Source organism: Pseudomonas sp. P8_229 (assembly GCF_034008635.1).
In the GTDB taxonomy this organism is placed as follows: domain Bacteria; phylum Pseudomonadota; class Gammaproteobacteria; order Pseudomonadales; family Pseudomonadaceae; genus Aquipseudomonas.
Genome location: NZ_CP125378.1, coordinates 4,576,540 through 4,590,826, shown reverse-complemented (window position 1 = coordinate 4,590,826; position 14,287 = coordinate 4,576,540). Strand labels below are relative to the sequence as shown.

Below are 14,287 nucleotides of genomic sequence, written 5' to 3'. Positions count from 1 at the left end.
ATCTCCTTGTCCCGAATGAAATTCCGTACCCATTCATGAAATGGCCGAAACGCCAGGCCGACGCACTCACCTAATAGACGCGACCAGCCTGATTGGAAGAAGAAAAAAGAACACCTGTCAGATCTGACAGTTGCGACCAGCGGTCAGGGTTCGACGATACGTCAATCAAACCGCAGGAAAATGAATCTTGAACGCCGCCCCACCCATCGGCGAATCGCCCAGCATCAGCTTGGCGTTGTAGCTTTCGATGATGTCCTTGACCACCGCCAGCCCGATCCCCTGCCCCGGATGCTGGCGATCCAGACGCTCACCACGTTCGAGAATCCGCGCTCGCTGATTCGGCGGTACGCCGGGGCCGTCGTCCTCAATGCACAGCTCAATGCCGGCCAGGCTCTCGCGCACGCTGATGCGCACTTCGCCCAGGCACAGGCGATAGGCGTTTTCCAGCAGGTTGCCCATCATCTCCAGCAGCGCGCCCTGCTCGATCGGCACATAGCAATGCTCCGGCAGATCGAAGGCCACGCGCACGTGTTTGTCGCGGTAGACCTTGTCCAGCGTGTCGCACAGGCTTTTAAGCACCGGTTGCAGGCGCACCTGATGGCGCACCAGACCGCTTTTGCGCAGGCTGGCCCGCTGCAGTTGATAGCTGATCTGCTGGCTCATGCGCTCGATCTGGGTTTGCAGCACCCAGGCCTGATCGCGATCTTCGGGACGCTGGGCCATGTCTTCGCTGACCCCTTGCAGCACCGCCAGCGGGGTTTTCAGGCTGTGCGCCAGGTCATCGAGTGAATCACGGTAACGGCTGCGCTGCTGACGTTCGCTGTGCAGCAAACGGTTGAGCGAGCCGGTCAGGCGCAGCAGTTCGCGCGGGTGCTCCTCGGTGAGACTTTCGCGGGTGCCGCTTTCGATTTCGTCGAGCTCCTGACTGAGCCGGCGCAGCGCCTTCAGGCCCCAGGTCAGGCCGATCCACAGCAGCGCCAGCAACACCAGCAACGCGGCGCCAAAGCCCAGATAGAGATTGTCGCGCAGGCCTTCGAGGGTATTTTCGTATTCACGCACCGGTTGCAGGGCAACGATACTGAACGCTGCACTTTTGCCGCCCAGCAGTTTGACCTCGACGTCGTAGACGAAGAATTCCTGACCGTTGCTCTCGCGGATCCGCGCGAACTCGTTGCCCATGCCGTCGTAGCGCGGCTTGTAGTTGATCTGCTCTTCCTGCGTGCCTTTCGAACGCCAGACCAGTTTGCCTTCGCGGTCGTAGATGTAGCCAAGCAAACGGTTGTCGGTGAGATTGAAACGCTCATCCGGCAATTGCACCGGCATCATCAGCCGGCCGTTCTCGATACGCGCTGCGGAGATCAGCGTGGTGACGTCCGAGGCCAGCCGCTGCTCGATCGAGTCCTGCAGGGCCAGGCTGAATGCGCCCTGCATCGCCGGCAGCAAGCCGAGCATGAACAACACCGCCAATGTGGTGGCGGCGAGCATCAAGCGAACACGAAGCGAACGAATCAAGTGCAGCGCTCATTGAACAGGTAGCCGAGACCGCGCACGGTGTCGATCGGCTTGAACCCGCCCGGGCCTTCAAGCTTGCGGCGCAGTCGACCGACCAGCACTTCGATCACGTTCGGATCGCGCTCGTCGTCGTCCGGGTAGAGCTGCTCCATCAGGCGATCCTTGGGCACCACTTGCTGATGGTGGCGCATCAGGTATTCGAGGATGCGGTATTCGTAGGCGGTCAGCGCCAGCGGCTCCTCGTCCAGCGACGCCTGCTTGCGATTGAGGTCCAGCAGCAACGGCCCGGCAACGATGGTCGACTGGGTAAAACCACTGGAGCGGCGCAACAAGGCGTTGAGTCGCGCGTCGAGCTCTTCGAACTGGAACGGCTTGACCACGTAGTCGTCGGCACCGGCGGCGAGGCCTTCGACCTTGTCCTGCCAGTTGCCGCGCGCGGTGAGGATCAGGATCGGAAACGTCTTGCCGCTCGAGCGCAACTGGCGGATCAGGTCCAGACCGCCCATGCCCGGCAAACCGAGATCGATCACTGCCAGATCGAAGTTGAACTGTCCGGTCTGGTACAGCGCCTCTTCGGCATTGGCCACGGACTCGACCACGTGACCGCTCTCCGTCAGGCGGGTTTGCAGGTGATGGCGCAACAGCGCTTCATCTTCGACGACCAACAGTTTCATAACGCTCTCCCGGGTAAATCGATAACGCCAACAACACACCTGTGGGAGCGAGCCTGCTCGCGAAGGCGATGGTTCAGTCAACGTAGATGTCGACTGAACCATCGCCTTCGCGAGCAAGCCCGCTCCCACCCTGATTTCGCCTGGCACTTGCCCTCGCGAATCGCTTTTCTAGAAAGCGTAGTTGGCCGACAGGTAAGTCTGGGCGCTGCTGGTCAAGTCCAGCGAGCCTTGCTTGCTGCCGCCGCGCTCTTTCATTTCAGTGCTGGCGTTGCTCATCAGGTAACGGTAACCGAGTTCGACCGAAACGTTTTGCGCCACTTGCTGCAGCACACCGACCTGGCCGCCGACGGTGTAACCGATGTCGCTGTCACGGCTGTAGCCTGGCGATTCCTGAGTCAGCTTGGTCAAACCGGCCGTTGCACCACCGAACAATTGGGTGCTGCCGCCCACTGGATAGAACAGATCGTAGCTGCCCAGCAGGTTTTCCTGGCGCAGTTTAATGCCATTGTGCGAACCGGACACGTTGTCGTAGGTGGCGTAGTAGCGACCTTGCGAGTTTTGCTGCCCCAGGCGCACGCCGTAGGTGTTGTTGCCGTCGATCGCGCCGCTGGCGTCCGGGTGGCCGAGGTTGTCGTTCAGTGCGTGGGACTTTTTGACCTTGTCACTGGTCTGGCCGAACGTCAGGCCGGCGAAGTTAGTGGTGTCATCGGCATGTGCCGCAATGCTGGAGCCCAACAAGGTAAAAGCCAGCAGCAGTTTGTTCAGACGAGTCATCGAGTTTCCTCTTTCACAGTGCTGTTTGGTATGGCGCAAGGTTACTGACCTGCCCCTGTACCTCCCCTGAACGCTCTCTGAACCTGCGCTGAATCAAATCGACTAGGCTGTCCTGACCACTTTTCGATAAGGAGACCGACCATGCGCCTGTTCCTCGCCCTCGCCCTGCTCGCTGCCAGCAGCCTGGCCAACGCTGCGATCAAGACTCAGGAGATTCCCTACCAGAGCGCCGACGGCACAAAACTGATCGGCTACTACGCCTACGACGACGCGATCAAGGGCAAGCGCCCGGGCGTGGTGGTGGTGCACGAATGGTGGGGCCTGAACGATTACGCCAAGCGCCGCGCCCGCGACCTCGCCGAACTGGGTTACAGCGCGCTGGCGATCGACATGTACGGCGAAGGCAAGAACACCGAGCACCCGAAAGATGCGATGGCGTTCATGCAGGCCGCGACCCAGGATGCCACCGCGTCCAGCAAGCGCTTCGAGGCCGGGCTGGATCTGCTGAAGAAACAGCCGCAGACCGATGTGAATAAAATCGCCGCCATCGGCTATTGCTTCGGCGGTGGCGTGGTGCTCAACGCGGCGCGTCAAGGCGAGCCACTGGCAGGCGTGGTCAGTTTCCATGGCGCGCTGGCGACCACCACCCCGGCCACGCCGGGCAGTGTGAAGGCGAAGATTCTGGTCGAGCATGGTGCCCTCGACAGCATGGTGACGGCGGATAACGTCACCGCGTTCAAGGCGGAAATGGACAAGGCCGGCGCCGTCTACAAATTCGTCAGCCTGGATGGCGCCAAGCACGGCTTCACCAATCCCGACGCCGATCGCTTGAGCCACGGCGATCACGGTGGCCCGGATATCGGTTACAACAAGGCCGCCGATGAAAAATCGTGGGCGGACATGAAGGCGTTTTTCCTGAATATCTTCAGCTGATCTGAGACGTCGCGGCGCGGCCTTCGCGAGCAGGCTCGCTCCCACAAGGGATTTGTGATCGACGCAGATCCAGTGTGGGAGCTCGCTCGCGAAAGCCGCACCACCGATCTCGACCTTGCCCCGACTAACCGGCAAAATGCCCGCCATGAATCTCACCCCCGCCCTCCCCGCCTGCTGCACCCCACTCGACAGCCACTGGCCGTTGCCGACGGTCTTGCCTGACACCGTGCTGCTCAGCACCCACTTCGACCCGAAACAACTGCTGGGCGATGACTTTCAGCGCAGCGCAGTCGAGCCGCCGCCGAGCATTCAGCGCTCGGTGGCCAAGCGTCAGGCCGAGTTTCTCGCCGGGCGGATCTGCGCCCGGGCCGCGTTGCAGCAGCTCGAAGGCTCAAGCGTGATCCCGGCGATCGGTGAAGATCGCGCCCCGGTGTGGCCGGCGCACATCTGCGGCTCGATCACCCACAGCACCGGGCGCGCCGCAGCGATCGTCGCCAATAAACAGCACTGGCGCGGTTTGGGCATGGACCTGGAAAACCTGCTCGACAATGATCGCGCCGAACGCCTGTCCGCAGAAATCCTGACTCCAGCGGAACTGCAGCGCATGGCCGCCGGCTCGCGCGAGCAACTGGGGTTATGGGTGACGCTGACGTTTTCGGTGAAAGAGAGCCTGTTCAAGGCGCTGTACCCGATTGTGCAAAAACGCTTTTACTTCGAGCACGCTGAAGTGCTGGAGTGGACGGAACAAGGTCAGGTGCGCTTGCGGTTGTTGACGGATTTGTCGAGCGAATGGCGTAACGGCACCGAGCTTGATGCGCAATTTGGTGTGCAGGACGGGCAGTTGTTGAGTCTGGTCAGCATTCCTGCCTGAAGATTTTTCAGCGACTGCTCCGCCGCCTTCGCGAGCAAGCCCGCTCCCACATTTTGAAATGCGCCCCCCTGCGGGAACGAGCTTGCTCGCGAAGGCGTAATCGGTGTCCGGGATTACTTGACCCGTTCAGCTCGCTCCCACACTTTGAAATGCATTCCCCCGTGGGAGCGAGCCTGCTCGCGAAGGCGGCATCACGGTTGCCACAAAACTCAGCGGCGTTCCTGATGGCGCGGCCAGCTCAGACTGAAACAAGCCCCACCCAGACTCTTGCTCTTGTTGATCAGCGCCCGGCCGTCGTGCCAGTGGATGATCCGCCGCACAATCGACAGCCCCAGGCCATGCCCGCCTGACGCCCGGGTGCGACTGTCATCCAGACGCAGGAACGGGGTGAAGATGCGCTCCCAAGCCGACTCCGGCACACCCGGCCCGTCATCCTCGACATCCACCCGACAGCGCAACTGCCCGACCTGATAACTCACCGTCACGTTCGAGCGTGCATGGCGCATCGCATTGCTCACCAGATTCTGCAACGCCCGGTGCAGGAAGCGCGGTTCGGCCTCGACCCAGGCGCCGTCGTTATCCGCCGCTGACAAGCACAACCCGCGCTGCACCGTGACCTCGGCGCGCAACGGCGCCAGCTCTTCGATCACCTGATTGACCAGTGCATCAAGATCGATCCGTTGAAAGGTCAGCGCTGGGGAACCCTGTTCCAGCCGCGCATAGGTGAGCATTTCGTCGACCAGCTTATCGAGGTCCTCGATGTCGTGGTCCATGCCCTCACGGTACTTTTCCAGCGCCTGCGGGGTGGTCGCCGAGCCGATCATCTCCAGCCCGAAACGCAGGCGCGCCACCGGCGTACGCAGCTCATGGGACACCGCACGCACCAGCTCACGCTGGATCGCCAGCAACTGCTGCAAGTGCTCGGCCATGCCGTTGAATGCCGACGCCAGGCGCCCCACCGAATCGGCGCCCCGGGCCGGCACACGGGTTTCCAGGCTGCCCTTGGCAATGCGCGTGGCCGCCGCTTCCAGGCCGCGCAAACGCCGTTCGAGCTGACGCACCAGCAGATAAACGATCAGACCGATCAGGCTCAGGCCGAGGGCAGCGATCAGCACCAGCCATTGCGGCGGGTATGGATTCATCTGATACAGCGGGCCGATCTCCAGCACCCACGGTGTACCGACCATGCCGGCAAACACCCGGATCGAGTCCCCCCCCTTGCCCAGCGCCATCACCGTATCGCCCTCGGACACGCGACGGCTCTGGTCTTCGTCCATGTCGGCTTCGCTCACCGTGACCAGGCGCAGATCGAAACCGAAGCCCTTCTCTTCCTTTAACTGTGCCAGCCGCTTGGGCTGTTCGCCGACGGGGAAACGCACCAGCTCATCGGCCAACAGGTAAATAGTCGCCCGCGCTAACTGCTCGCTGATCTGCTGCACGTCGCCGGTGAGCACCAGTTGCTCTTTATCGCTGACCAGCCGATAGACCCGCGCCGCATGCGGGCCGGTCTGCTCCACCAGCGCCTGACCGTGCTGCACCCGAGTGCGCTGGGACAGATCCAGATCGGTCTCGGAAAACTTCTTCAACGCCAGCGGAATCCCCAGCAATCGCTCCCACACCAGCAGCGCCCGATGGCGCTCGGTTTCGTTCATCGGTTGCAGATTGTCGGCCATCAGTGAAAACGTACCGTGGGCCAGGCGCTCGCGGTACTGCTCGCTGCGCACCTGATTGAGCAGATGCAGCGCCAGCACGCCGAGCACCGCCACCAGAATCAGCGCCGCGCACATGCCGCCGTAGATGCGCAGGAAGATCGAGTTCACAAGGCCAGATCCACGCAAGCTTCCGGGACGAACAAATAGCCTTTGCTGCGGATGGTCTTGATCAGGCGCGGGTGGTCGGGGTCATCGCCGATTTTCGGGCGGATGCGCGAGATGCGCACGTCGATCGAACGGTCCTGGCCGTCGTAGCCGATGCCGCGCAGCGCGGTGAAGATTTCTTCGCGAGACAGGATTCGCCCGGCATTCGACACCAGCAGCCAGAGCAGGTCAAACTCGGCGCTGGTCAGTTCGATGCCGCTGTCACTGAGCCAGGCTTCGCGCAAGGCGTTGTCCACCACCAGCGGGCCGAACTGCAGACGACGGCTTTTTTCCGCGAGAGGTTCGGCCGTGTCACTGCGTCGCAGCAAGGCCTGGATCCGCGCCAGCAACAACCGTGGACGCACGGGTTTGCACACGTAATCGTCAGCGCCGAGATCCAGCCCCTGGATCTGGTCGGCATCGTCGGTGCGGGCGGTGAGCATCAGGATCGGCCCGTCATAGCGGTCACGAACCTTGCGGCAGATGCTCAGGCCGTCTTCACCGGGCAGCATCAGGTCGAGGATCACCAGGTCCGGCTGCTCTTTGATGATCCGCGCCGCTGCCAGTGCGCCGTTGCCTTCGATCTCCACGCGCAATCCATTGGCTTGCAGGTATTCGCGGGTGAGTTCGGCCAGACGCTGGTCGTCCTCGACTATCAATACCTGCCACGCTTCTTGCTCCACCGGTGACCTCTGCTTTTCTATTTTTTATTTATAAAGGAGACGATTGCCCCACCAGACACCTTCCCCTGCAGGAGTGAGCCTGCTCGCGATAGCGGTGGGTCAGTCGACATCAAATCCAATGTGCCGCCATCATTGCGAGCAGGCTCGCTCCTACAGTTTTTTCTGAATCCTCCCGTCTTTTTGTCATCTTTCGGGAGGATAAGAATGGGTAAACACCGCTCGATTGTATAAACGGCGTACAGCCAGAACACAAGTCGCCAAATGCGTTCGGACAAGGCGGTTTTTTGTGATAGGGTTCGCGCCCTTAAAAATCCGCTGAAGCGTTTTTCCCAAGTGAAAAACAGTGACAAACGGTCTAGCTCAGCAGGTTCGCGGCCTACACGCTGCTTCGCCATTTCGCACACAATTTACGCACAGGGTTATCCACAGGCTGTCCGTTGCATTCCCCCCCTAAAACGCATTATCTTGTAGCCCGTGCGTAAAAAAACCCTACATGTAGGGGTTTGCACAAAAAACCAAACACAAACCGGACAGTGAATTCAAGGCTTTTTATTGCCATTGTCGGGTTGAACCAAACGTATTTTCGAAAGCCCAAACCGCGCCTGCGGATGGCTACCGTTTTTCAGTCGACCACGACGATAACGGTACGGGTGTTGCAGTGACGAATCTGCTCCCCGAAAGGAATGCGGTCTCACGCGTATCGCGTGCACCGAAGACTTCGGCATGGAAGCGGCGCCCATAAGGCCCCCTTCCTGAACTGTCCCGAAGTCGTTATACCCGGCGCGTGCCGGTTGTAGTGCTTCAGGACGGAACGGTGGGCACCTTGATGGTGCCCAAACAAACATAGAGAACGTGGAGACACCCATGCAAACCGACACAACTCGCGAGAACCCGCAGGGCACCTTGCCGCAGGCCGCCGATTCGAATTCGGATCTGGCTGCCACCGCGCCTGGTCAACTGCGCGTGATCAAGCGTAATGGCACTGTCGTTCCTTACACCGATGACAAGATCACCGTCGCTATCACCAAAGCGTTTCTCGCAGTTGAGGGCGGCACCGCTGCCGCTTCGTCGCGAATCCACGACACCGTGGCCCGCCTGACCGAACAAGTCACCGCGACCTTCAAGCGTCGCATGCCTTCGGGCGGCACCATCCACATCGAAGAAATCCAGGATCAGGTCGAACTGGCCCTGATGCGTGCCGGCGAGCAGAAAGTTGCTCGCGACTACGTGATCTACCGTGACGGTCGTTCGAAAGAACGCGCAGCCCACGCTCCGGCCGAAGAAGCGGTCAACGCGCACCCGTCGATCCGCATCACCCGTGCCGACGGTAGCCTGGCGCCGCTGGACATGGGCCGCCTGAACACCATCGTCACCGAAGCGTGCGAAGGTCTGGAAGAAGTCGACGGCGACCTGATCCAGCGCGAAACCCTGAAAAACCTGTACGACGGCGTGGCCCTGACCGACGTCAACACCGCACTGGTGATGACCGCCCGTACGCTGGTTGAGCGCGAGCCGAACTACTCGTTCGTGACCGCCCGGCTGCTGATGGACACCCTGCGTGCCGAAGGCCTGGGCTTCCTGGGCGTGGCCGAAAGCGCCACTCACCACGAAATGGCCGACCTGTATGCCAAGGCACTGCCGGCTTACATCGCCAAAGGTATCGAGTTCGAACTGCTGAACCCTGTGCTGGCCTCCTTCGACCTGGAAAAACTGGGCAAGGCGATCAACCACGAGCGTGATCAGCAATTCACCTACCTGGGCCTGCAAACCCTGTACGACCGTTACTTCATCCACAAGGATGGCGTGCGTTTCGAACTGCCGCAGATCTTCTTCATGCGTGTGGCCATGGGCCTGGCGATCGAAGAGAAGCACAAAGAAGACCGTGCGATCGAGTTCTACAACCTGCTGTCGTCCTTCGACTACATGTCGTCGACCCCGACCCTGTTCAACGCCGGTACTCTGCGTCCACAGCTGTCGAGCTGCTACCTGACCACCGTGCCGGATGACCTGTCGGGTATCTACCACGCGATCCACGACAACGCCATGTTGTCCAAATTCGCTGGCGGCCTGGGCAACGACTGGACGCCTGTTCGTGCTCTGGGTTCGTACATCAAGGGCACCAACGGCAAATCCCAAGGCGTGGTTCCGTTCCTCAAAGTAGTGAACGACACCGCTGTAGCCGTTAACCAGGGTGGCAAGCGCAAGGGCGCTGTGTGTGCCTACCTGGAAACCTGGCACATGGACATCGAAGAGTTCATCGAACTGCGCAAGAACACCGGTGATGATCGTCGTCGTACCCACGACATGAACACTGCCAACTGGATCCCTGACCTGTTCATGAAGCGCGTCTTCGATGACGGCAAGTGGACCCTGTTCTCGCCATCCGAAGTACCGGACCTGCACGACCTGACCGGTAAAGCCTTCGAAGAGCGTTACGAGTACTACGAAGCCCTGACCGAGTACCCAGGCAAGGTCAAGCTGTTCAAGACCATCCAGGCCAAAGACCTGTGGCGCAAAATGCTCTCCATGCTGTTCGAAACCGGCCACCCATGGCTGACTTTCAAAGACCCGTGCAACCTGCGCAGCCCGCAGCAGCACGTCGGCGTGGTTCACAGCTCGAACCTGTGCACCGAGATCACCTTGAACACCAACAAGGACGAGATCGCCGTTTGCAACCTGGGCTCGATCAACCTGCCGAACCACATCGTCAACGGCAAGCTGGACACCGCCAAGCTGGAACGCACCGTGAACACCGCCGTGCGCATGCTCGATAACGTTATCGACATCAACTACTACTCGGTGCCACAAGCGAAGAACTCCAACTTCAAGCACCGTCCGGTCGGTCTGGGCATCATGGGCTTCCAGGACGCGCTGTACCTGCAACACATCCCTTACGGTTCCGACGCTGCCGTCGAATTCGCCGACAAGTCGATGGAAGCGGTCAGCTACTACGCGATCCAGGCTTCCTGCGACCTGGCTGACGAGCGCGGCGCTTACGAGACGTTCCAGGGTTCGCTGTGGTCCAAAGGCATCCTGCCGCTGGATTCGCAACAGATCCTGATCGAAGCTCGTGGCCAGAAGTACATCGATGTCGACCTGAACGAAACCCTGGACTGGGCACCGGTTCGCGCCCGTGTACAGAAAGGCATTCGTAACTCCAACATCATGGCCATCGCACCGACCGCGACCATCGCCAACATCACTGGCGTCTCGCAGTCGATCGAACCGACCTACCAGAACCTGTATGTGAAATCGAACCTGTCGGGCGAATTCACCGTGATCAACCCGTACCTGGTTCGCGACCTCAAGGCTCGCGGTCTGTGGGACTCGGTCATGATCAACGACCTGAAGTACTACGACGGTTCGGTTCAGCAGATCGAGCGCATCCCGCAAGAACTCAAAGAGCTCTACGCGACTGCCTTCGAAGTGGATACCAAGTGGATCGTTGACGCCGCCAGCCGTCGCCAGAAGTGGATCGACCAGGCTCAGTCGCTGAACCTGTACATCGCCGGCGCCTCGGGCAAGAAGCTCGACGTGACCTACCGCATGGCCTGGTACCGTGGCCTGAAAACCACTTACTACCTCCGTGCCCTGGCCGCGACCAGCACCGAGAAGTCGACCATCAACACCGGCAAGCTGAACGCTGTTTCCAGCGGCGGCAACCACGGCGACGACTCGGTCCTGGCAGCTCCAGCCGGCCCGGCGCCAGTGCCAAAGGCTTGCGCGATCGACGAGCCGGATTGCGAAGCTTGCCAATAAGCTGAGCCGATCAGGCGTTGCGAAACGCCTGATACGCTCCAGACAAAAGAAAACCCCCGACAGACCTCTGGTTTGTCGGGGGTTTTCTTTTGTCCGCCATTTACCTGGGAGCCGTGGAGTAAAACGAGTCTGCGATCTTTTGACCTCTACTGCTGCTGCCAAAGATCAAAAGATCGTCCGAACGCGGCCCGAGCCTTCGGCAGCTCCTACAGAGGATGAGCACATCTGTCAGAAGTGGTTGGCTGGCAGGCCGCCATCGCCAGCAGGCTGGCTCCCACAGAAATCAACAGTCCACCGCATCCGCTTTTCACCACTCAACAGGATGAGCGCAAGCTCGGCTGCAGCTTTTGATCTTGCCGTACCGGCCCCGTCGGCAGGCCTCGTTCCGGGGTTTATCCGGGGGTGGGAGTGCAGCGACCGTTTGGCGCAGCCAAACACATCGAGAGGAGGTGCAGCGAAGCAAACCGGAGGCGATGCGCCCGGATGAATCCCGCAGCGAAGGAACCCGAGCCACGGCGAGGGCCGTACGCTGGGGTACAGACCTTTGCTTCCTTTGGGGCGTTTGCCAAAGGGAGTCGGCCGTCAGGGCGAAACCATAAGAAGCCGTTACCGCAGCAACGGATATGCCCCCAAAAGCCCCACAAAAAAGCCCCTCAAAAAGAGGGGCTCCCTTGCACAACCAGAAACCGCAATCAGGTCATCTGAATGATGGTCTGCATGATGGTGCTCTGAGTCGAAATGGTCTTGGCGTTCGCCTGATAGTTGCTCTGGCCCTTGATCAGGTCCACCAGCTCGTTGGTCAGGTTAACGTTGGACTCTTCCAGCGAGTTGGACTGGATGGAACCCAGCGTGCCGGTTTCCGGAGCGTCGTAGCCCGGAATACCCGAAGCGAAAGTTTCCTTCCAGCTGGTGCCGCCGACCGCTTGCAGGCCTTGTTCGTTGGTGAAGCTGGCCAGCGCAACCTGACCGATGGCCTTGTTCTGGTTGTTGCTGAAGTTGGCGAACAAGGTACCGGTGCCGTCGATGGTCAGGTTCGTGATCTGGCCAGTGGCATAACCGTCCTGAGTCGGGATCGAACGCGCGGTGTCTGCGTTGTACTGGGTGGTCTTCGCCATCGAAATGGTGATGCCGGCCGGGTTCGCGGCTGCACCATTGGGTTTGAAAGTACCGTTGACCACGTTACCCGGGACCCAGCCACTGAGTTTCAAGTCGCTGCTGATCACCGGGCCAGGCAGGGTGCTGACCTGAGTCAGCTTGCCAGCGGAGTCAAAGCTCATGGTCGAAGGCACGGGTGCGGTGACTTTTGGATCGCTACCGGTAGCGTCAGGGTTACGACCGTCTACCAGGGTGTACACCTTCCAGGTATTGGCACCGGTTTTCACCACGTACTGATCCATCGGGTGCATGTTGCCCTGGCTGTCATAGATCGGCGTGCTGAACGACTTGGTGTAAGTCGCAAGGTTGGTCGGGTCGAACTTGCCGGCCGCCACTGTGTCGTCGATCACTGGAGCGGTCGAATCCAGGTTGATGGTCGAAGTCACCAGCGAGGTGGATTTCGGCGCCAGGTTCGAGGTGTCGATCTTCAGGTCGGTCAGCACACCGTTGATGACCTTGCCGTTGGCATCCACACCGTAGCCTTGCAGACGCGAGGTGTAGTCAGTGTTGGTGATGTAGCCATTGTTGTCGACCTTGAACGTACCGGCGCGAGTGTAGGAGATCGAGCCGTTGTTGCTCATGGTAAAGAAGCCGGAACCGTTGATGCCCATGTCCAGCACGTTACCGGTGTTGTTGATGTCACCCTGGGTGAACTGCTGGGAAACGTTGGCCAGGCGCACACCGTTACCGATGACCTTGCTGCCGGTACCCAGGCGCGTGGCCGAGTACACGTCTTCGAATTCTGCACGGGACGATTTGAAACCGGCGGTCGCAACGTTGGCGATGTTGTTGCCGGTCACGTCCAGTTGTTTGTTGGCTGCATAGAGACCGCTAAGGCCGATATTGAAAGACATATTCCACTCCTTTGTGCCGGTTAGTCGGCTCTATATACCAATGGTTTGTACTTTGGACAGGGCGACGGTGCCCTTGCCGGACAGGTTGAGCATCAGCTCGCCACCGGTCTGGCTGATGGTCACGCTGTTGACCGTGGCTGGCAGGTAGGTCGCCAGGTCGGTCGAGGTGCCATTGATCGACGCGTTGGCTTTGACGGTATAAGTACCGGCCTTCACCAGGTTGCCGTCCTTGTCCTTGCCGTCCCACGTGAAGCTCGCGTTGCCTGCAGCGCGGCTACCCAGATCGATGGTGCGAACCGCGGTGCCGCTGCTGTCGGTGATGGTGACCGTGCCGCCAGCAATCGACGACGGAACGGTGGCCGAACCGGTCATCCCCTTGCTCGGGTCGTCCATCTGCACGCTGTTGGTCTGCACGATCACGTTGCGACCGACCAGCGACGACGCCTGCAGGGCTTGCGACGAGTTGTAGTTGCCGGCCAGCGAACTGACGGTGCTGTTGAGGGTGGTAATGCCCTCGAGGCTGCTGAACTGCGCCAACTGCGCCACGAAGGCGCTGTTGTCCTGCGGATCGAGCGGGTTCTGGTTCTTCAATTGGGTGACCAGCAGTTGCAGGAACGCATCCTTGCCCAGAGCCTGGCCGCCGGTGGAGCTGTTGGTGGCCGAAGCGATGCCATCGGCGGTCGAACTGGTCTTTTTCGACGAGTTCGCCAGGATGTCATTCATGCTCAGGCTGCTGGTGGTATCGGTAACACTCATGGCAGTCGCCCCTTATTACTGACCGAGGGTCAGTACCTTCTGCATCATGGTTTTGGCGGTGTTCATCATTTCGGCGTTGGTCTGGAACGACCGGCTCGCGGAAATCATGTCAGCCATTTCTTCCACCACATTGACGTTCGGGTAGTAGACGTAGCCTTTGGCGTCAGCGGCCGGATGGTTCGGCTCGTAGCGCGCTTCGAGGTTGCTCTGGTCTTCGACCACACCGAGCACCTGCACGCCCTGCCCTGCTGCGTCCTGGCTCTGGAACAGCGAGTTGCTGCCGCTGTTCTGGCCGCCCTGGAACATGGTGGCGAACACCGGGTGACGGGCGCGATAGGTCTGGTCGATGCTCGAGGAGACGGTTTCGGCGTTGGCGATGTTCGAAGCCACGGTGTTCAGACGCGTGGTTTGGGCGCTCATGCCGCTGCCGGCAATGTTGAAAACGCTGGACAGGGACATG

The 14,287-nt window shown here is 60.3% G+C and carries 11 protein-coding genes; 3 read left to right on the top strand and 8 right to left on the bottom strand.

Annotated elements, in window-relative coordinates; translation table 11 throughout:
• Window positions 1-165: 165 nt before the first annotated feature.
• The 3 genes from QMK55_RS20750 to QMK55_RS20740 form a co-directional block, all read right to left on the bottom strand.
• The gene (locus QMK55_RS20750) at window positions 166-1,512 is read right to left on the bottom strand and encodes an ATP-binding protein (protein WP_102354192.1); all 1,347 of its coding nucleotides are present in this window, start codon (window positions 1,510-1,512) and stop codon (window positions 166-168) included.
• Window positions 1,509-2,186 (bottom strand): response regulator transcription factor, encoded by a 678-nt coding sequence (locus tag QMK55_RS20745; RefSeq protein WP_027612288.1) that lies wholly within the window; start codon window positions 2,184-2,186, stop codon window positions 1,509-1,511. Before QMK55_RS20745 ends, QMK55_RS20750 begins: the two co-directional genes overlap by 4 nt.
• Window positions 2,187-2,354: 168 nt before the next feature.
• Window positions 2,355-2,960 carry a hypothetical protein gene (locus QMK55_RS20740; protein WP_320329877.1) on the bottom strand — a complete coding sequence of 202 codons (606 nt, stop codon included), beginning with the start codon at window positions 2,958-2,960 and terminating at the stop codon, window positions 2,355-2,357.
• Between the two features lie 141 nt (window positions 2,961-3,101).
• Here QMK55_RS20740 and QMK55_RS20735 point away from each other — a divergent pair, with 141 nt between their 5' ends.
• Both QMK55_RS20735 and QMK55_RS20730 read left to right on the top strand, forming a co-directional pair.
• Window positions 3,102-3,893, top strand: a complete 792-nt coding sequence (locus QMK55_RS20735; protein ID WP_102354194.1) for a dienelactone hydrolase family protein — start codon at window positions 3,102-3,104, stop codon at window positions 3,891-3,893.
• Window positions 3,894-4,038: 145 nt separating this feature from the next.
• Complete coding sequence (locus tag QMK55_RS20730; protein ID WP_320329876.1) at window positions 4,039-4,764, top strand: 4'-phosphopantetheinyl transferase family protein; 726 nt, start codon at window positions 4,039-4,041, stop codon at window positions 4,762-4,764.
• Between the two features lie 209 nt (window positions 4,765-4,973).
• On the opposite strand, the gene QMK55_RS20725 is transcribed toward QMK55_RS20730, so the two are convergent.
• Window positions 4,974-6,584, bottom strand: coding sequence for an ATP-binding protein (locus QMK55_RS20725; RefSeq protein ID WP_320329875.1), 1,611 nt, complete (start codon window positions 6,582-6,584; stop codon window positions 4,974-4,976).
• A complete protein-coding gene (locus QMK55_RS20720) occupies window positions 6,581-7,303 on the bottom strand; it encodes a response regulator (RefSeq protein ID WP_102354197.1) in 723 nt (240 codons plus the stop codon). Before QMK55_RS20720 ends, QMK55_RS20725 begins: the two co-directional genes overlap by 4 nt.
• Window positions 7,304-8,167: 864 nt before the next feature.
• Between QMK55_RS20720 and QMK55_RS20715 the strand changes: the two genes are divergently transcribed.
• Window positions 8,168-11,062, top strand: a complete 2,895-nt coding sequence (locus QMK55_RS20715) for a ribonucleoside-diphosphate reductase subunit alpha (protein ID WP_102354198.1) — start codon at window positions 8,168-8,170, stop codon at window positions 11,060-11,062.
• Between the two features lie 692 nt (window positions 11,063-11,754).
• Here the strand turns inward: QMK55_RS20715 and flgE are convergent.
• The 3 genes from flgE to flgC are packed head-to-tail and all read right to left on the bottom strand — an operon-like array spanning window position 11,755 to window position 14,286.
• Window positions 11,755-13,071 carry a flagellar hook protein FlgE gene (gene flgE, locus QMK55_RS20710; protein ID WP_102354199.1) on the bottom strand — a complete coding sequence of 439 codons (1,317 nt, stop codon included), beginning with the start codon at window positions 13,069-13,071 and terminating at the stop codon, window positions 11,755-11,757.
• A gap of 30 nt (window positions 13,072-13,101) precedes the next feature.
• Window positions 13,102-13,827, bottom strand: coding sequence for a flagellar hook assembly protein FlgD (gene flgD, locus QMK55_RS20705; protein ID WP_102354200.1), 726 nt, complete (start codon window positions 13,825-13,827; stop codon window positions 13,102-13,104).
• 15 nt (window positions 13,828-13,842) lie between these two features.
• Window positions 13,843-14,286, bottom strand: coding sequence for a flagellar basal body rod protein FlgC (gene flgC / locus QMK55_RS20700; protein ID WP_003227217.1), 444 nt, complete (start codon window positions 14,284-14,286; stop codon window positions 13,843-13,845).
• Window position 14,287 lies beyond the last annotated feature (1 nt).